Here is a 20,222-nt window from a genome sequence, read left to right as displayed (position 1 = left end):
CTTCCTCCCAATACCGAACGCCATTTTCACTCTGTACTTTCTGCGTTCCTATATTTAAAAAAAGAGCCATATCTCTATGACTCATTTCTTGCTATTGACACATAATATTTCTACAGGTTCCAGGATGCCGTTCCCTTCCATCTGACGCCTAGCCTAAGCCAGGATGGGTGTCCGCAACTGAGGATCTGCCTACCACAACGAGAGGTCTGACATCACCGCAGCAATCTAGGATTCCCTATTTGTCAATGTAGGTTCAAATAAAAAAGGGGCCTCGCACATCCCAGAAGTGTTCCTGTGCGTTCTTTCTTTTTTTATTGTACTCTATTGTATGTAATTTTTCAATATCTAATACTGGAAAAAATTTCAGTATCTTTTTTCTTCATCAGTGGATTCCAAGAATCTTCTTTACAGTATCCGGCATATCCGGTGCATCCACTACAGTGTCATGAAGTACAGGAGCTGTACGGATCTCCTCAACTGCCTTCGGAACCTTTACGCCGGAGATTTCAGACAGTCTGTCTGCAAGAGCAAAATCATCCATCTCTTCTGTTTTGTCTGCAATTGCATCCATAACGCTTCTTGTAAATTTGTAAGGACTTGCAGTTGATGCGATCACCGTCACTGTATGATCATCGGTATCTGCAAGATATTTTTTGTAAACACCTGCTGCAACTGCCGTATGAGGATCGATCACATAATCGCTGTTCTGGTAAGTCGCATGGATAGCATCTTTTGTCTCTGTCTCACTGCAGTAATTTCCGTAAAAGTCTGCCAGTCCTTTTTTCATTTCTTCTGTGATCGTGTATTCTCCACCCTCACTCAGTGCCTGCATCAGCTCTGCACACTTCTCTGCATTCTCGCCGGTCAGACGATAGATAAGGCGCTCCAGATTGCTGGAGATCAAAATATCCATAGATGGAGATGTTGTCAGAATAAACTCTCTCTTTCTGTCATAGGTTCCTGTACGGAAGAAATCAAACAGTACTTTATTTTCATTGGAAGCACAGATCAGTTTGCCGATCGGAAGTCCCATCTGTTTTGCATAGTAGGCTGCAAGGATATTTCCAAAATTACCGGTTGGAACTACTACATTGATCTTTTCTCCTGCCTTGATGCTTCCCTTGCCGACCAGTCTGGAATATGCATACACATAATACACGATCTGTGGCACCAGTCTGCCGATATTAATAGAGTTTGCAGAAGAAAACTGGAATCCTGCCTCATTCAGCTCTGCTGCGAGTGCATGATCATTAAACATCTTTTTGACAGCAGTCTGTGCATCATCAAAGTTTCCTGTGATGCCGACTACATAAGTGTTGTCACCTTTCTGTGTGACCATCTGTTTTTCCTGGATCGGGCTGACACCGTGCTTCGGATAGAATACGATGATCTTTGTTCCCGGTACATCTGCAAAGCCAGCCAGTGCTGCTTTACCAGTATCTCCGGAAGTAGCAGTCAGAATCACAATATCATTGCTGACATGATTCTTTCTGGCTGCGGTTGTCATCAGATGCGGAAGGATAGACAGTGCCATATCCTTGAATGCGATCGTTGCGCCATGGAACAGTTCCAGAAAATACGCTCCGTCCGCTTCATGCAGCGGTGCGATCTCTTCTGTGTCAAATTTTGCATCATATGCATTCGCAATACAGTTCTTCAGTTCTTCTTCTGTAAAGTCTGTAAGGAAACGGCTCATCACTTCATACGCAGTCTCCTGATAAGTCATCTGTGCAAGTTTCTCTGCCGGCACATCCAGTTTCGGAATCTCAGTTGGAACAAACAGTCCTCCATCTTCGGAAAGTCCCTTTAAAATTGCCATGGAAGCTGTTACTGTTTCTCCTTTTCCTCTTGTGCTTTTATATAATACCTGCATGTATCCTTCCTGCCTTTCTTCTGGATTTCATTCATTTTTGGTCACAGTATACCACGTTGCCGTGTAAAATTCCATAGGAAATTCTATAAAAAAATGGAGGAACTTTATTGCTCCTCCAAATTTATATTTTTAATTCTTTGCTTCCTCTGGATATGTATAGAATTCATGTACGCCGTGCTTGAACAGTCTGGTAAGATTTTTGTCAAACCACTGTACATTTCCCTTCGCCGCCGCTGATCTCTGAATAAAGAACAGAGCTCCTTCAGAATAATCCACACCTTCAAGTGCCTGCTTCACAGCTTCTTTCGTTTCATCTGTAGGAACGACCTCAGAAATTCTTCCATCCGCAACCGGAGAAAACTGTGCCACTCCATCTATATACTGCCAGATAACATCCGTCGCATTATCCGGAAACTCCGCATATTTGACACGGTTCATGATCACATTCGCTACCAGTATCCTGCCCTTTAAGTCTTCTGTACCGGCTTCTGCCTCTACGATCTGCAGAAGATTCTCATAATCTTCATCAGACATCAACTTGGCAGATGAAGACATCGATACAACTTTTTCATCGAAAGTATCTATGGTCGTTGCCATGGATTCGCTGACATTCATCTCCACCGCACTGCTGGTCACCTTCTGCACGCGCTGTCCGACAATGACATCATCACAGGAAATCCCGATCCGGTTCACAGTCATACCTGCAGACGGTGTTGCATTTACACCGGAAACTACTCCGGCAATTCCTGACGGGAGTGTATATCCACCGTCCTCGTACATCATACTGCTTTGGTCCTCTGCAGCCGCATATACCTGATTCTGTCTCTCACTTCCGATCAGCTTGCATCCACCGGAAACTGCCAGCACTGTCAGTGCACAGACACTCAGTGACACAAACCCATGTAAAGAAGAATTCTGCTCTCTGCCGCCTTTCTCACTGTCGTTATGAATTCCTGTCAATCTTATTTTTCTCATACTTAAACATTCCTTGCATTTTCATTATGTCTTTTTTTCTTAATTTATTTCTTTTGTAACATTTCTGTAATGCATAAGCAAATTATATTTAATAAGCCCAGATATGTCAAGTAATTTTTTTCCAGTACTGTTTTCCTGACAGAAATTATTATAGTGTTTTGGGGCAAAAAGGGTCAAGTAATTTCGTCCGACATTCCTCTCCTGCATCCGTTTATCTTTTGCATTTCCGATGTCATTTCTTCATTTTTTACAAAAATGTGACATTTTTATCCTGTATATCGAAGCGCTTCTATCGGTTTCTTTGCGGCAGCTTTTCCTGCCGGATAAAGTCCGAATACAATACCAATCACCCCTGAAAAGATTACCGAGATCCATACTACCCTCATGTCCATCTGGAACTGCATCGAATCTACAAATATTCCTGCCGCCTTCAGGATCAGCCAGGAAATTCCGATTCCTGCCATGCAGCCCATAAAGCTGACCATCAATGCTTCAATCAGAAACTGAAGCATAATCATTCCTTTCTTTGCTCCGATCGCTTTGCGGATACCGATTTCCCTGGTACGTTCCGTCACAGAAACCAACATGATGTTCATGATTCCAATCCCGCCAACCAGAAGAGAGATTGCTGCAATTCCGCCAATCATCAGCGACATTGTATTGTTGACACTTGTCATAGTGTCCATTATCTGGGACTGGTCTGTCACGGAAAATGCATCTTCATCCTCTCCAAAACGATCCATCAGAAGTTCTGTGAGTGCCGCTTCTGCATAGTCCAGTGTTTCACTGTCCGTCGCTGATGCATAGAACTGTGTAATATCCAGTATATTATCTGCAATCCTGGTCATTGTGGAAAAAGGAATATAACCTTCCAGGGTGACTGTACTGTCTGAATCATCATCTGAGCTGCTGCTCACAAATCCTGTATTTCCAGTCAGAGAAGAACTGCTTTCTTCACTCAGGACACCGACGATCAGAAAACTTCTCCCATTCAGTGCGATCGTTTCTCCTGTGACATCAGCTCTTCCCATCAGTTCCACCGCAGTATCATAAGTAAGCACTACCACATACGTATGATTTTCAATATCCGCATTCATCAGAAACCTTCCATATGCAAGTTCCATTTCCTGAATCTGCGCATAACTTCCGTTCGTTCCGATCAGAGTCATTGTATCACTGGTATAACCGTTTTTTGCAGTGACACTGGTTCTGGATACCGGCGCAACTGCCTGGATTTCATCCGGTTCAGCAAAATCTGACATCTCACTTAATCGCAGTGGATTCTCTTTGTCATCCGTGATACTCACAGTCAGATAGCTTGCTCCCATACCGGAAATCTCATCCGTCACAGAATCTGTCGCTCCATCCGCTATAGACACCAGTACGATCAGCGCAACCACTCCGATGATGATTCCAAGCATGGTAAGAAACGTACGTAATTTGTTTACCGTAACAGCATGCCATGCCATGTTTACCGACTGCCAAAACATCCGCTCACCACCTTACATTCCCGGGCCGCCCTGTCCGCCGTCAGGACCTCCACCTGCATTTCCGTCCGGGCCGCCGCCGGAATTTCCGTCAGAGTTTCCACCAAATCCTGACATATCCGGCATATCTCCAGAAGGACCACCACTCATATCCGGCATTCCATTACTGCTGCTGTTTGTCTGACTGCTTTCTGAACGCATATAATAAACGGTATCGCCTTCTTCGAGTCCATCTGTGATTTCTACGGTATTTCCATCTGTCAGTCCTGTCTGTATCTCTACTTCACCGGAAAGTGTTCCGTCCGCTTCCTGTTCTGTATACACAAATGTTCTGTCACCCTGTTCCTGCAACGCATTCATCGGAAGTGTCAGCACCTGGTCTCTTTCGTCTATTGTGATCGTTGCAGACGCATTCATTCCCTGTTTCATTTCATCATCTCTCGGAATCGTGATCTCTACAGTATACTTGGCAACACCTCCACTGACACTTGCCGTACTTCCTATTTTTGTCACTTCACCTTCAAACTCTTTGTCTTCGATCGCATCAAACGTAACAACTGCTGTCTGTCCTTTTTCTACAGAATTGATATCCAGTTCATCGACGCTGACTGACAGGCACATATTTTCATCCGGTGAAATCGTAAAAGCAGTTACATCTGTACTATACTGACTGGATTCTGTTTTTGAACTGCTCTCCGAAGAATCCGAAGTCTCTGTACCCTGTTGTGCAGAAGTACCACCGGACCCCGAAGAAGAAGCTGCTGTCTGCCCTGTTCCTCCTGCATTTCCGGATGCTGTGTTATCGGAACTGTTCTGTGTGCTATTGGATGCGGTTCCTGTATTTTGGTTATTTTCTGACGACACATTGCTCTGGCTGCTATTATTTGTGCCTCCATTTTCTGTTGTAGTTCCTGTATCTCCACTATTATTGGTTTTACTGTCATCATTTTCTTTTTTATCGTCAGCATTATCCGATGCAGTCTGTGGAAAAGCAATCTGAAATTCCAGTGTCTTGCCATTATCCGTCACCTGTATGCCGGATATTGTCCCAATCGCAGTCCCCTGCACACTGTCCGTATTAAAACAGTAACCATCCGATGCAGAAAGGAGAACCAGTGCCTGATAAGCAGTATCTGCTGCAAAAGTACTGTCGTTTGGATTCCATGTAATCACACCCCTGTAGCTTCCATCAGAAGCATTGATCTCTGTGATCGGCGCCGCACCTTTAACCGGTGCCGTGATCACTGCCTGGCTGCTGTCAGAAGCACCTTCATTCACTACTGTAAAACAGATTTCTGTATCAACCGGCATCACATCTGCTCCTTGCCCGTCAGAAGAACTTTCTGCTTCACCTGATGTAATTACTGGTTCTGAAAAGGTCTGTACATCGGCTTCATTAGTTCCGTCATCAAATGAAAGTTTCTGAAACGAAATTCCATTGTTCCCCGCTGTATTATTTACAGCCCTGGTATATGCCATCTGAGAAACCCCTGTGTTTCCAGATGTCCCCGATGACGTTGAAGTATCTGTTGTCTGACTGGTACTGACATTCACATCCTGGATCGTCCCATCCTGATCCGCCGTAATCTGCGGATTTTTTGTCAGACTCAAAAGTTTTTTCAATGTTGCAGTCCTTGCTTCTCTGGTTGCCATCAGTTCTTCATATTCCGAATCACTTTCTGCCCCGTTCAATACCAGCAGTTCTTCACCTGATGTCACTTTCTCGTTCTCAGATACCGATACAGAAGCTACCGTTCCCGTAGTCCCTGTTATTTCAAAAGCTTCGTGAATATAAAGATTTCCGCTTCCAATCGTATTTCCGTCTGCATCTGTGACAGTGACTGTATCACCCAATGTCGTTCCATTATCGGTCACAGTCACGATACAGGTATTTTCTTCAGTGCTTTCCACTGTTCCAGACACGCTGCTTCCATCTGAAAGAGTAACCGTCACAGTATCTCCTGCGGTCACACCGGTCACGCTCTCAAGCTTCACCGCCATAAGCCCATCCAGAGAAAGTTCCATCAATGCCCCTTTATCCACCATAACATCCGTGACTTCTGAATCAGATGCTACATAGATTGCCTTGACTCTTCCGGAAACAGTACTGCTGACCGTATTGGCTGTACTGTCGCTCTGACATTCACTGATTTTTTCATCCAGTTCACTGATTTCTTCCTGTACTGTTTTCACTGCACTCAATACAGAGGATTTGTCCACTGACGCAAGTACCGTCCCTGCCGAAACCTGATCTCCGCTTTCAACATAAACCTCACTTACTGTCAACCCCGAAGGAATCGTAACTGCCTGTGCTTCATCCAGCTCCAGGTTTCCGGTTCCTACGATCGTATTGGAAATATTTCCAAGTGTTACCTCTGTGCTTTTGGCTTCTTTTGTTTCCGGGTGATCACCGTTCTGTTTCTGTGTCTTACTGTAAACAACGGTTCCTGCTGTCCCCAGCACTGCCACAGTAACTACAGCAGCAATCACTTTCTTTTTTCTGCCTTTTTTCTTATTTCCTTTGGATTTATTTTCTTTTTGCCTCTTTCCAAACATCCTTTTCCTCCAGATTTCTATGTGAACCTTCTTGTTCACACTTCCTTGAAATTCTCTGTTTCTGGTAATTACTTTACCGAAAAGTTGTGTTGACTTCTTGAGAGAACTGTGAAAGGCAAATGAATTAACCTTAAAGATACCTTAAAAGAAGTGTGCATCGTTGTTTATTCGTCAGATATATTGATATTGTATATATTATTTTAAAATAATTTTATTTTTTTATTGAAATTATCTAATAATTATACTATGATAAAGACAAATAAAAAATCTATTCTTTGAGAGGAGGAACCTATATGAGTAAACGCATTATTACAATCAATCGTATGTATGGAAGCAACGGACGGATGATCGGAAAAGCTCTTGCCGAAGAAATGGGAATCGGATTTTATGACCGGGAACTGATTGAAATGGCAAGCAATCAGAAGCAGGTTCCGCTTCATCAGTTTGCAGAAGTTGACGAAAAACGTCCAAGTCCATGGGGATTTCCGATTGACAATGAACTTCAGATTGGTGTAGACCGCTATCCTATTCCGATGAATGATGTTCTGTTTGGTATCCAGCGGGAGATTATTCTTTCACTGAGTGATAAAGAGGACTGTGTTATTGTCGGCAGATGCGCAAATCACGTTCTTTCAGGAAACAATATCCTGCGGGTATTTATTTACGCACCATTTGATACGCGTGTTAAAACAGTTATGGGGCGACTTGACCGTGAAGAAAAGAGTGCAAGAAAACTGGTCAAAAGGATGGATAAAGAACGACGTGCTTATTACGAATTTTTCACAGATCAGAAGTGGCTGGATATGGGGCAGTATGATCTGTGTATTGACAGCAGCAAATTCAGCCAGGAAGAAATCGTGCAGATTCTGAAAGAAGCTGCGGAAAAGAAATAGGAAGGGATGCAGGTAACGAACTGTAAAAGATAATTGAGCATATACTTCACGAAAGAGCCCTGTAACAGGGATACCTCGGACGGCTTCTGCAGATGTCTGCGGTATTTCCTGTACAGGGTTCTTTCTGTGTATAGAATGTTTGTAATTAATAGCTTACAGTTCTTGAACTTTGGATATCAGGGAAGATAAAACAGATACGACTCAATAAGCTGTTTCATAGAAAGAGTCATATTTTCAATAGCATCCTGCATCGAAAAAGGAAACTCAGCTCAAATCGCCGCCTCTTAATTGGCTTAATGGAAATATCAGCATCGAGAAATGATCCTGTCATGTAATCGATGCCACTGCTTCCATATAATAGACATGTCAAGCATCGGAAAATTGAGGCTTTCTGATTCTCGCCGCTTATAGCTCCATACACCAGGCATATCAAGCATCGCGAATTAAAGCTTTCTATATGCTCGTTGTATTTTGCCTGAATTCGCGCTGTTCTTTGCTCACTTTACTTCGAAATATATTCTTTCAGGAATTCATAAATCTGGTTTTCGGTCGGCGGGCAGCCTTCTGCATGATGTTTGAAGTTTCTGGTGCAGTGTCCAACTCCGAGTTCTCCGCTCTTTCCTCTGTATCCCTGTCCGATACAGATTTTTTCGTGCAGTTTTTCCAGAAGTCCCTCCTGTTTGAGCATATCCAGTGCCGGAATGAGGTAACCGTAACATGCACTGCAGGAATCTACTTCCTCGACAGCATCGGCTACTTCTACCACTTTGCGGCGTTCCGGGATGTTCTGCTGAACATTTTCGCCCAGTACACGGATGTCCGCTTTGGAAATATCAGAGCAGCCAACGCCAAGTTCACCGGCAAGTTTTACATACGGAACATCGGATATTTTATAATGAAGCTGCTGACAGACGTAAGCATCTACCAGTACCGGGTCCATGGCCGTCCAGATACGATTCATAACTACCGGATTTCCGCCATCCTCAAAATCCAAATCACCGCAGATATTATCAACTACAATAAAATCCTGATGGATACCCGTGTTTAAGTGTGCGATTGGTTTGTGCAGACCCATCGAATGAAAATGACGTTTCTCCGTATTCGGAATCAGTCCCTTCATATTTTTGAGTGCACAGGTAATCTTCGTCTGGCAGTGTCCTTTCATAACCGGTACATTGATCAGGAAATCAACATCCTTTACGCTGTTACAGATCTTAAGTTCCAGGCCACTGCAGTCCTTTGTGAAGCTCTTGTCCTTCTGTGTGTCGTAGAATTCCACGTCATAATCATCACAGATCTGCTGATAACCGCATACTTCAAATACATCCGAAGTACGGTCACCTACCCAGGAACCCTCAAGAATCATCATCCTGCGGAAGCCATGTTCCTTCAGGTATTCCAGAATTCCGGCAATGATCTCTGTGTGTGTCGTTGCACCATTGGACGGATCAGATGCAGAAACCATGTTTGGCTTGATACCAACCATTTTGTTCTTATCACCGATCAATTCTTCCAGATTGCTCTCTTCCAGAAGTTCCTTTGTAATCTTTTTGTATTCTGTACCACTCTTTATAAAAATCTGATTTTTTTCCATAAAGGTTTCCTCCTGTCTTATGCATCATAGATACAAATTCTCTTTTTACAGGATAACGCATTTGAAGGAAATGTGCCAGTTAATTATTTTAAGAGCGGGCGTAGTTTTTCTGATACTTTCTCTCCTATGCTGCGGCATTGGCATTTATTGTTTCTATTACTTTCCTGATTCCCAGCCAAACATTCAAATCAGTGAATACTTCTGCTACGCTTCCTCTGTCAGTAAACGGTGACTCCAGAAGAACAGAAAGATCTTTCATCATTCCATTATGAACAATATATTCCACGATCTGATTCACAAAGTAAATCTGTCTGCTGTCAAGATTTGTGCCTGTAAGATATTCGGAAAACGCTTCTTTGGCGGCATTCATATCCAGTCCTACAATTTCACGGACGAATTCACCAAGTGGTTTGCTTCCAAATTCATATTCATAATCCTGCTTTGTGCCAACTTCACGCCAAAGTATCTCTTCTAACGATGCAAGGTCTCCTGATGTCAGAGGCTGGTTGGTCTTTAATTTGGCAATTGCAATATTATCCTGATGTTGCCGGATATAATACTCTGCTTTTGCCTTATAATTCTTCAACTCATCATTTTCAAGCTCAGCCTCTTTCCACTCCATAGAAAGCAACTCATCTGTAAAATTAGTTACATATTTAATTGTTCCTTTCGGAATATATTTCATTAAATCACGAAGTTTCTCCCTGATTTCTTCAAATTCATTAATTCCGGCATTATCAACATAATCTGTATTGAGAATTTTATTAATCAATTCTGACTGTGCCTGTATTTCAGGAATATTAGCCACATTTGCAATTCCTGCCACTTTTTTACGCAAGTCGGTCCGAGCTCTTGAATACTTCTTTCCAACTAAGTAAGCCAATTCAATTCCATACATAAGCGCATCAAATCGAACAGCACTTGCCTCATCTCCATCCGGCAATATCAAAGGGGCAACTTCCTCTCTGACAATCAAGGTATCTTCATACGTAAGCGCATTATAGTTTGATTCTAAAGAATACAAATCTACATATTTCAAATGCTGACGAACTGCAAAATTATCCCTCGGTAGTTCCTGTACTTTTTCACTCATCTGCTTTACCAATGCCTTACGGTATTCAATCAGTCTGTCTATCTGATATTCCATATCCTGAAGTTTATAAGATATTTCAAATTTCAGATTAAAAATCGCACCCTGAAGTGCTATCATATTTGCAGTCGCTTTTCCTTTATTCATGCGGAAAAATTCAAAATTTCCACAGAAATCAAAAATATAAAATTTCTGCTTATCCTCTCCGTCAAGCAGGCCAGGACAAAGCCTAGTACCTCGTCCTATCATCTGCCAGAATTTTGCTTTACTCATCACTTTCTTGAAAAATACCAGATTCAGAACTTCCGGCACATCAATACCTGTGTCCAGCATATCAACAGAAATTGCAATCTGAGGCATTTTCTTCGAATCAGAGAACTCGTCAATCGCACTCTGCGCATAGGTCATATAATTATCAATTACTTTCGCATAATCTGGAAGATGTGGATACTCTTTATTAAAAACTTCCAGTATCTTCTCAGCATGATCATGATTCTTTGCAAAAATAATAGTCTTGCCAAGTTTCTGTCCATAATCAATCTTAATGCCATCTGTCATTAAGATATTTAAAACCTGTTTTATAGTATCCTCATTGAATATCCATGTGTTAAGCGCTGACGAATTTATTGATTCCGGCAAATTTCCATGTTCATCCTCAAAAGTTCCCTCATATGCTTCCTTATCTTCTTCTGACAGTTCATCATATACAATTCCCTGTTCTATAAATTTAAGCTTCGACTCAACAGAAACATAGTCAACAAGATATCCGTCTTTTACAGCCTGCGCCAGATCATATCCATATGTCGGAACACCATTTTCCAGTTCAAAAATCTCATATGTATTTTTATCAATCTCGTCTTTTGGAGTGGCTGTAAGACCGATCAGCGGTGCATCAAAATATGAAAAAATATCTCTGTACTTGTTATAAATTGATCTATGAGCCTCATCACATATCACAAGGTCAAAATGGCCGCATGTAAATAATTTTCCCTCATTATCATTTACTGTATCAATACAGTTCATCATTGTCTGATAAGTCGAAAAAACGCAATGGGCATTATAATTGTCTTTTTCCTCAACAAGATTTGTGCATGACAAATCAGGCAGCATATTCACAAAACTTCTTTTTGCCTGTGTGACAAGCGAATTTCTGTCAGCGAGAAAAAGAATATTTTTTATCCAGCCTGCCCTTAACAAACACTTACATAATGCGATAACAGTTCTTGTCTTTCCGGAGCCTGTTGCCATAACCAGCAACGCTTTTCTGCGATTCTTTTCTTCAAAGCTGTCACATACCGCTTTAACTGCTGCTTCCTGGTAGTAACGTCCTGCTATGTTTTTATCTACTGTAACGTGTTTAAGGCTTGTTCTCATACTCAGTAGATTAAACCATTTTTCCAGGTCTCTTTTTGAATAGATAACTGCACACTTTCTCTCTGGATACTGACCATCAATAATATGCGTATCAAATCCATTTGTAAGGAAAATAACTGGCCTTCTTTTATATTTTTGTTCCAGCAGATTCGCATAAAGTTTTGCCTGCTGCCGTCCCTTTGAAACGTCCACACAGGTTCTTTTCGCTTCGATGATTGCCAATGGGCGATGCATATCATCATAGAGAACATAATCAGCAAAACCAGTTTCTGATTTATTTGACATTCCAGGAAGCTCTACTTCATTGATCCAGTCTTTTCCTTCTGTCCATCCTGCATCCATAAGCATAGAGTCAATGTACAGCTTTCTGGTCTTATATTCTGACAAATCAAGTGGTTTCGGAACATAAGTCTGCTGCTGTTCCTGCCTGCGGGCAGAGAGTTCTTCTTTAAGTGATGCATTTTCTGCAATTAATTTCTGTAAATCAAGTTCCCGCTTCGCAGACAACTCCTGTTCTTTTACCAGCTCTGCTTTTATTGCATTTGCTGCTTCTTTTGATTCCTTTGCCTTCTTAATTCGAGAGGTAATGATTGTTTTGTCAAAAGAACGTTCTTTGTATTGTTTTGAATAGCAGCATGCAACGTAATCTAAATAAATAAACAGATTTTCCAGACAAAGCATCGCCTCGTCTCTTCCCAGTTTTTTGTTGCTATGAGCAGCGTTATTCCCGCTCCTGCGGATATAATTCATACGCTTCCACAGATCTGGACCAATCATTTGTCGGAATTCTTCGGTATTCATCAGACTTTGCAGGTTGTCCTGGTATGGCATTTCAAGCCCGGAATCCACAGAATACATCCACTTTATCGCAAACTCCATGGCTCTGCGGCTGTTGAGGATACTTGCCTCAGGATCTATGAGAATAATCTTTTCTGCTGATATAGCAACGTTTGCGAAGGTTGAAAATTGGGGATCGTTTTTTAGGTAGTCAAAATTAGTTAGCATAGGATAGAACACCTCCTTGTGAATAATTTTTTAGTATGGCAACTTTTGATTTGTCTATGGCACAAACAAAATCTGCAAATTGATTTTGAAGTTCAAATGGTGCCACTGGTACTTCTATTGACTTGAATTTTTCCATTGAAACATTAAACATCGAACCACTTGTTCCAGTTGATGCTGCTGAAAATTGTTCTCTAATACACTTGCTGCTTAACACATATTTCATATAAAACACATTAACATTCTCTTTAAACTTAATTTTCCATAATTTATCTGGTAAGATTAAATCTGGATAATCTTCTGCAATAATGGCAGTTGCTCCAACCATTTCGCGAGTATTCGCCCTACTAAAAATTAAATCTCCTTTTTCTGGAAAAATATATTTTTTTATATTCTTTTGATTATCTAAAACTTTGCACTCATCTGGAATAAAATATCCTTTTGTAACGGCACTGACTTTTAAAACAGCAACCTCATTTTCTTTTTTTGCCCTTTGTGTTCCATTACCACTCCAACCCGCTTCACAACTTTTAAGCAATTTTTCAATTTTACACATTTGATATTTGCTCGGATTTAATTTTATATCCCCAAACATCTCGACAAATCGGGCTTTAATAAGATTGTCTAAATTAATAAGCTCTTCTTTTCTCCTCTTGATAATAAATTCAGTTTTCTGTAAAATACTTACAATACTCTCTTGCTTCGATAAATCTGGACATTCAATTTCCAATTTCGCCAAATCCTCTTTATTAAATCCCGCCTGTGCCGCTCTTGAACCGACATTTAAGATTTTGTTTTGAAAATATGTTGATTTTAAGTAATAATACAAATATCTTTTTTGAATTTTTCTCGTGTTAGGGATAGTGCGCATTATTGCCACATTATATGCTCCAGACAGTCCTGTTAGTATTTTTCCAATTGACGCTCCGTATCTTGCTATCAAAATATCATCAGCTTCGCAAATTTTAGTGCTCTTGTTTATCTTAATATATTCCGGTCTCACTTTTTCACTTTGAGTAAAATCACGTATTTGAAGCATACGAACATACCCTTCTTGTTTTTCAAAAGACCACTCATCCTTTGGTGGTTGCGAACCACCTTGAAAATCACAAACATCCATTAATTTCATCACTTATCATCCCTACAAATCCGAAGTTGCATATTCCATCAACTCATATATTTTTGGTGGGATGATTTTACGTTGTTTTGGTTTACCATTGCATACTGCATCGTTGTGTCAATCTGGGAATGCCCTAATATTTTCTGTACCTGCTCGATTGGCATTCCTTTATCTATCGCTCTTGTCGCCATTGTTCGCCGGAATTTGTGCGGATGTATCCTTTCTAGTTCCAATCTTCGCCCCAGCTGGCGCAACCGAATTTCTACCCCGCTGATTTTCAGCCTATCATGTGGCGCGTCTAAAGTTACAAATAATGCTGGGTTAGAATCTTCGCGTTCTGCAATGTAACGCATCAGATGTACTTTAGATTTTGCATCAAAATAAACTCTTCTTTCTTTGTCTCCTTTTCCATAAACAACGCATTCTCGGCCTTCTAAGTCAATATCATCTATGTTCAAATTAACCAATTCTCCTACACGAATTCCTGTAGAATAAAGCAAATCAATAATTGCAAGATCCCTGATTTCCATACAGTTGTCACGAAGTTTTTCTATTCCCTCATCTGTAATAACGCTTTTTACAACAGTTTTGGTCCTGATCTTGTGAATTCTTCGCATAGGGCTCTTCAAAATATAATCTTCTTCCTCCAACCAAGAGAAAAAACTTGATATATTTCGCCGTATATTATCAATCGTAACATTGGAGCACTTGCTGTTTTTCTGATAATCAGCCAGATATGCTCTAATTTCTTCTGTTGTGATCTTTCTGACAGATGTTTTTATCTGAGAAAGCAAGTGTTCTACAGTAACTTTGTAATACTGTAATGTTCTGTCAGAACAGCCTTCTATTTTTTTCGCATCCAGAAACATTTTCAGGAAATCCTCATTGGGAATTTCCACTTTACTTGCTGTATTCTCCGAAAATGTCTTCAGAATGACTTCTTGAAGTTTCTTCATCTGCGTTATTGAGAGATATTCGGACATTTCATTCAGTATTTTTACAATTTTATCTTCCATGCTGCTATACTCCTTTCGAAATATACCAGCATCCTTCAACCATTTTATTTAAAGCATTTTATTTTCTTTATATGATTCAAATATATACGAAGGATTTTCGTAATACACACTACTGTTATAATCGTCAATCTTGGCACTGATAAACGAATTATATACTTTAATCAATGCATCAATAATGCTTATATTTTCGTACTTTGCCACTTGTTTTATGAGACGTTTATATACTTTTCCGATATCCCAATGAGATGGAATTGAATATTTGCATTCTCCAACATTATCAAATGTACCAATGCTTATTTGTGCCTCTTCTATGAAGTCTTCACTTACTCGATCAATGTTATCGCAATGGTAAACATCTGCAAGATCATATATCTTCTCTAAGCGTTTTTTACCAAGTTGATTTACAACATCTGCACGGATATTCTTTGTCTTTCTCGCGATATAATCAATCAAACTACAGGTAAAAAACAAGTCGTTATCCTTTTGTGTTTCCCTTCCAATCCCTATCATCAAAGCACCTCACAATCTCGATATTCCAAACATTTCAATGCTGCATCTGTACAGAATACAATCTGGTGTGTCGGATATTTAAACTTGGCAAGCACCCAGAACTGTTCTCGTGTAATTACACCATCCATGTAATCTGAAATAAAGTTATAAATCTGATCATCTGCCATAGCTCCAATGACAATATCATAGTCATGATCTTGTCCACTTCGGCAGGCGATAATAAAATCAAGCCATTCTTCTGTCATTTCCTTAAATTCTTTTATTTTTAAATTAGAATTCAGACGCACATTATAGATGGAAACTACTTTTGTATTGTAACGTCTCGCCCATCTTTGTGCCTGTTCTTTAATAATGGTACAGTAAAATCCTGTTCCAAAATCTTTTGTATTGCGTCCTTTTCGTATTTCCGGTTTTTCTACCGGCTGATAGCCGCCATGATATACTGTCATCATTGCCATCTATGAATCACCTCACCCAAAATACTGTTGCATAAGACTGTCAAATAGTTTCTGTGTCTCATCGAGAGCTTTCTGCACTGCAACTTTTGATTTGTCTATGGCACAAACAAAATCTGCAAATTGATTTTGAAGTTCTATTGGTGGAACATGTATATAAATCTGTTTTAATTTCGTAACATTCACTCCTGCCATTATTGCTCCTGAACTCACCAATTCTATTTGTCTTGTAACTGCTCCACTAAAATGTAATTGACACATTATAAACAAAGGATTTACTCTTTTACAGTCTACTCTGATTCTCAAAACATCAGAATGAATAATTCCTTTTTGATAATTATTAGGGAAAAGCGCACATTTTCCAACATTTCCTTTTCTCGACATTGCAATATCACCTGGAATAATTGTATACGCCTTTAACTGTTCAGCTTTCTCCTCCGTTAAAAAATGTGTTGGTTTAGTCAAAAACGCCGCATTGATCTGTGGGATTTCCCATACAGCAATTCCAGATTCTACATACTCATCCTTGTTTAGTTGAGTACCAAATGGTCCACATTTTATATCATCTTTATCTGCACAAACATCTACAAGTTTACTTTTACCCCATAAGCACTCTGGATTAGCTAAATCCCCAAACATCTCGACAAATCGGGCTTTTATGAGATTATCCAAACTGTTAATTTCCTTTTTACGCATTTCTAAAAGCTGACTTGTCTTCTCCAAAATATAAGCTATTGTTTTCTGTTCATCAATCGACGGTAATTTAATCAATGCATCTGTGAGGTTTCTCAGTTTAATATACTTTATCACCCCACCAATGGCTTGTTTTCTCAGTTCTTCAATATATCCTTCCATAAAATAATACAAATATGGCATATATAACTTTCCACTACCATTGTCTTCAATTATGTATGTTCGCTGATAAGCATCAAACTTTCCATTGTAATACTTGACATTCAAATCACCATTACCAGCTACCAAAACACATTCGCAATCATAAGAATATGTTGATATTTTTAACGGTTCTCTTGAACAAGTAAAAAAAGGATATCTCCCATCTTCAGAAGATGCATTTGCATCAAGTTTACCTGTCTTTATTTTTGTTAAATTTTCTATTTTTACTTTCATTTATCAATCCCTACAAATCCGAATTTGTATTTCCTTTCCTTTTATTCATAAATTTCCTCCAAAATCTTGACATACAATTTAATCATGTTATCATTAACAATAGTCAACTTGTGATGGATTAAAGCTGGGTTCCCGAATGGGAGTAGACATCTTAATGTTTAGAATCCTTTGCTCCTGGGGTTGACTATTTCTTTGTCAATTTTTGTTTCAAATCACTGATTACTATACTGTTATCTTATCCATTAAAGATTCAGCAATCTCTCCAGCTCATCCATCTCTTTCCCAATCTCCATCTCAATCTCGCGGATATTAGCCATAATTTCAGATGTCGGTGGATATTCGACTGGTATATACTCTATTTCTTTGTATTTATTGATACTCAGATCATAATCGTTCTCAACGATATCCTGTTTCGGAACCATGAAGGATTTGTCTGTACGTTTTCTGTCTGCTTCTTTATCTAAATTCCGGAATCTCTCAATAATATCTGGAATATCATTTTCTGTAGTTGGGATACGTTTATCATCCAAGCTAAATCCGTCTGCTGTCATGTCATAAAACCACACGTTATCTGTTCCACCATGTTCTGTTTTTGTAAATATAAGAATAGCTGTTGATACTCCTGCGTATGGTTTGAACACACCAGAAGGCATTGAAATAACTGCTTCCAGTCTCTGGTTTTCCACGATTTCTTTTCGAATGCTTTTATGGGCTTTGGATGAGCCAAACAGAACACCATCTGGAACGATGCAGGCACATCTTCCTCCTATCTTCAACATACGAAGGAACAACGCCAGGAACAGTAATTCTGTCTTTTTTGTCTTGCAGACTTTAAGTAAATCTCCTGATACAGACTCTGCATCAAGACTTCCCTTGAATGGCGGGTTTGCAAGAATCAATGAATACTTATCCTTGTCCTGATTCTGATCAGACAAGCTGTCTCTGTATTCAATAAATGGATTATCAATTCCATGTGTCATCATATTCATGGCTCCGATACGAAGCATTGTTCTGTCCATATCATATCCGTGGAACATGTGATTCATATAATGATCTTTTTTCTGTTTGTCAAAGAAAATTTCTTCCTTCTTCTTTTCCTTTAAATATTCTCCTGCTGCAACCAGAAATCCCGATGTTCCACAGGCTGGATCGCAGATTACTTCATCGCTTGAAGGATCCATCATTTCTACCATCATGCGAATAATATGTCTTGGAGTTCTGAACTGCCCATTCAGTCCCGACTGTGCAATTTTTGACAAAAGATACTCGTACACATCTCCTCTTACATCTGCTGTCTGAATTTCATTCATCATCTTATAGATTTCGTCTAATGAATCTACTACCTTCGATAAAACGAGTGGTGTTGGCAATTTAAAAATTGCATCATCCATGTATTTAGAGTACGCACTGTTCTTATCACTGTGTAACGTTTTTATAAACGGAAATACCCATTCCTGTATTACGGAGTACATTTTATCGGCAGGAAAATCATGAAAGACGGACCATTTAAGCTGTGAACCGTCAATCGTTCTTTCTCCAATTTTTACTTCATCCGAAAAAATGCTCTGATACGAAAGCCCAAGCATTGCACTTTCCTTTGCTCTTGTGTTGTCTGCATCGTCCAGATCATGAATAAACATCAGATAAGTAATCTGCTCAATTACTTCAAGTGGATTCACCAAACCACCAGAAGCAAAAATATCCCATAAACCGTCAATTTTATTTTTTAATTCGCCTGTAATCATTTAGTTTTCCTCTTTCCATATATACTTTGTATAGCGGCCTCCGCCAATTTTTTGTATTTCTCCGTTCTTCAGTAAATCTGCCAAAGCTCTCTGTATTGTTGTATCACTTATATCTGGATTCATTTCCATCAGCTCAGACTTTGTAATCGTTCCTATATGATATTTGATTATCTCACGAATACGATCTGTTTTGGATAAGCCTGAATCCGTCAGCAATTTTACTCTGGATTCAAACTCTTTATAAGCCTTTACAATAACGCCCAGCATATAATTCACAAAAGGCTTATAGTCATTCAGATTTTCATGCCAGTTCATGGAACTTTCCTGAAGCACTTCGTAGTAAGTTTCTTTCGATTCTTCAATGATCTTTTCAATACTGATGTATTTACCCACAATAAAACCTGACTGATATAGTAAAAGTAACGTGAGTAGCCGACTCATTCTTCCATTTCCGTCATTGAATGGATGAATGCATAAAAAATCCAGAATAAACATAAAATCCAACAACAATAAATCCGCCTCATCCTTTGCCTCGTAAAATGCTTTGCATAATTCATCTATTGATGGTGGTGTTTCCCAGGCAGCTACTGGTTTAAAACGAATGCGTTCAGTTCCATCCATATCTGTTTCTCGAATAATATTATCTGAAGTTTTAAATATTCCCCCATCTACACTTCCGAGAAATTTGTATAAGTCTCTGTGTAATTGCAGAATATAGTTGGCATTTACAGGAATATAGTCATAGTTCTCATGAATTGTATTCAACACATCTCTATATCCTGCTATTTCGGATTCATCACGATTCCGTGGAGTTGTTTTTGCCTGTACCAGATTCTTCAATCTGTCGTCCGCTGTTGAAATACCTTCGATTCTATTTGATGCCTCTGTACTCTGAACCTTAGCGATTTCTACCAGTTCATTAAGTTCATCTTTGTGCGCTTCTATAAATAATCTCTGTTCTCCCTTATACTCATGAATAAGAGTAAGTTTTTTAACTATTTCCGGGGTTAACAATTTCTGCCATTTTTCTCTGTAATTATAATCTCTCATTCAATCACCCATTAATTTTATTCTAATCATTCTATATGACTTCCTTAATTATATTCATAGTACACTAATTCAATTTCGTCGTCAATATTTTTAATTTAGTCATTTTTATGTATTTTGACTAAATTAAATTATAAATGACGTAATTAAGCCTGTTCCCCCACCAGCATAAATGTTTTCTCTTCGCATCGAAAATACAACCTTTCCTTCCGTCCGATGTCAATATCCACAAAAAAAAGGTTATGCCCGTATAATGGTGTAAATTGAATATTAAAAATAAATAGAGCCAAATGCTCTCCCTTTAGGTATAATAAGTTCACCACAAACAAAATTACCAAGGAGGATTCACAAATGGCT

The 20,222-nt window shown here is 39.5% G+C and carries 15 protein-coding genes; 1 reads left to right on the top strand and 14 read right to left on the bottom strand.

Translation table 11 applies throughout. The features are described 5' to 3' along the window. Positions 1–382: 382 nt before the first annotated feature. The 4 genes from thrC to KQI91_RS02395 all read right to left on the bottom strand — a co-directional run bounded on the left by thrC (position 383) and on the right by KQI91_RS02395 (position 6,891). A complete protein-coding gene (gene thrC, locus KQI91_RS02410) occupies positions 383–1,873 on the bottom strand; it encodes a threonine synthase (protein ID WP_216391286.1) in 1,491 nt (496 codons plus the stop codon). A gap of 129 nt (positions 1,874–2,002) precedes the next feature. Beyond that, positions 2,003–2,848, bottom strand: a complete 846-nt coding sequence (locus tag KQI91_RS02405; RefSeq protein WP_216391285.1) for a cell wall hydrolase — start codon at positions 2,846–2,848, stop codon at positions 2,003–2,005. Positions 2,849–3,114: 266 nt separating this feature from the next. Then, the gene (locus KQI91_RS02400) at positions 3,115–4,338 is read right to left on the bottom strand and encodes an ABC transporter permease (protein ID WP_216391284.1); all 1,224 of its coding nucleotides are present in this window, start codon (positions 4,336–4,338) and stop codon (positions 3,115–3,117) included. A gap of 12 nt (positions 4,339–4,350) precedes the next feature. Further along, positions 4,351–6,891, bottom strand: a complete 2,541-nt coding sequence (locus KQI91_RS02395) for an HlyD family efflux transporter periplasmic adaptor subunit (protein WP_216391283.1) — start codon at positions 6,889–6,891, stop codon at positions 4,351–4,353. A gap of 293 nt (positions 6,892–7,184) precedes the next feature. Here KQI91_RS02395 and KQI91_RS02390 point away from each other — a divergent pair, with 293 nt between their 5' ends. Then, entirely contained in the window at positions 7,185–7,784 is a 600-nt protein-coding gene (locus KQI91_RS02390) for a cytidylate kinase-like family protein (protein WP_216391282.1), read from the top strand. A 502-nt stretch (positions 7,785–8,286) separates the two neighbouring features. Here KQI91_RS02390 and KQI91_RS02385 read toward each other — a convergent pair. The 10 genes from KQI91_RS02385 to KQI91_RS02340 form a co-directional block, all read right to left on the bottom strand. Beyond that, positions 8,287–9,378, bottom strand: coding sequence for a DUF362 domain-containing protein (locus tag KQI91_RS02385; RefSeq protein WP_216391281.1), 1,092 nt, complete (start codon positions 9,376–9,378; stop codon positions 8,287–8,289). A 124-nt stretch (positions 9,379–9,502) separates the two neighbouring features. Beyond that, on the bottom strand, positions 9,503–12,847 hold the full coding sequence (locus KQI91_RS02380; RefSeq protein WP_216391280.1) for a DEAD/DEAH box helicase family protein: 3,345 nt from the start codon (positions 12,845–12,847) through the stop codon (positions 9,503–9,505). After that, positions 12,837–13,973, bottom strand: coding sequence for a restriction endonuclease subunit S (locus tag KQI91_RS02375; RefSeq protein ID WP_216391279.1), 1,137 nt, complete (start codon positions 13,971–13,973; stop codon positions 12,837–12,839). Before KQI91_RS02375 ends, KQI91_RS02380 begins: the two co-directional genes overlap by 11 nt. Before the next feature lie 38 nt (positions 13,974–14,011). Continuing rightward, a complete protein-coding gene (gene xerA, locus KQI91_RS02370; RefSeq protein ID WP_216391278.1) occupies positions 14,012–14,980 on the bottom strand; it encodes a site-specific tyrosine recombinase/integron integrase in 969 nt (322 codons plus the stop codon). A gap of 48 nt (positions 14,981–15,028) precedes the next feature. Beyond that, positions 15,029–15,490: a hypothetical protein gene (locus KQI91_RS02365; protein ID WP_216391277.1), complete on the bottom strand. Its 462-nt coding sequence runs from the start codon at positions 15,488–15,490 to the stop codon at positions 15,029–15,031. Next, a complete protein-coding gene (locus KQI91_RS02360; RefSeq protein ID WP_216391276.1) occupies positions 15,490–15,948 on the bottom strand; it encodes a DUF3990 domain-containing protein in 459 nt (152 codons plus the stop codon). Before KQI91_RS02360 ends, KQI91_RS02365 begins: the two co-directional genes overlap by 1 nt. Before the next feature lie 12 nt (positions 15,949–15,960). Further along, positions 15,961–17,073 (bottom strand): restriction endonuclease subunit S, encoded by a 1,113-nt coding sequence (locus KQI91_RS02355; RefSeq protein ID WP_216391275.1) that lies wholly within the window; start codon positions 17,071–17,073, stop codon positions 15,961–15,963. A 242-nt stretch (positions 17,074–17,315) separates the two neighbouring features. After that, entirely contained in the window at positions 17,316–18,818 is a 1,503-nt protein-coding gene (locus tag KQI91_RS02350) for a class I SAM-dependent DNA methyltransferase (protein WP_216391274.1), read from the bottom strand. After that, positions 18,819–19,868, bottom strand: a complete 1,050-nt coding sequence (locus KQI91_RS02345) for a Fic family protein (protein ID WP_216391273.1) — start codon at positions 19,866–19,868, stop codon at positions 18,819–18,821. Positions 19,869–20,011: 143 nt separating this feature from the next. Continuing rightward, on the bottom strand, positions 20,012–20,222 hold a 211-nt coding region (locus KQI91_RS02340; RefSeq protein WP_216391272.1), incomplete at its 5' end, for a hypothetical protein.

This window comes from Blautia sp. MSJ-19, assembly GCF_018918125.1.
GTDB lineage: Bacteria > Bacillota > Clostridia > Lachnospirales > Lachnospiraceae > Blautia_A.
Note: the sequence above shows the minus strand (reverse complement) of the source record. Positions and strands in the feature narration are given on the sequence as shown.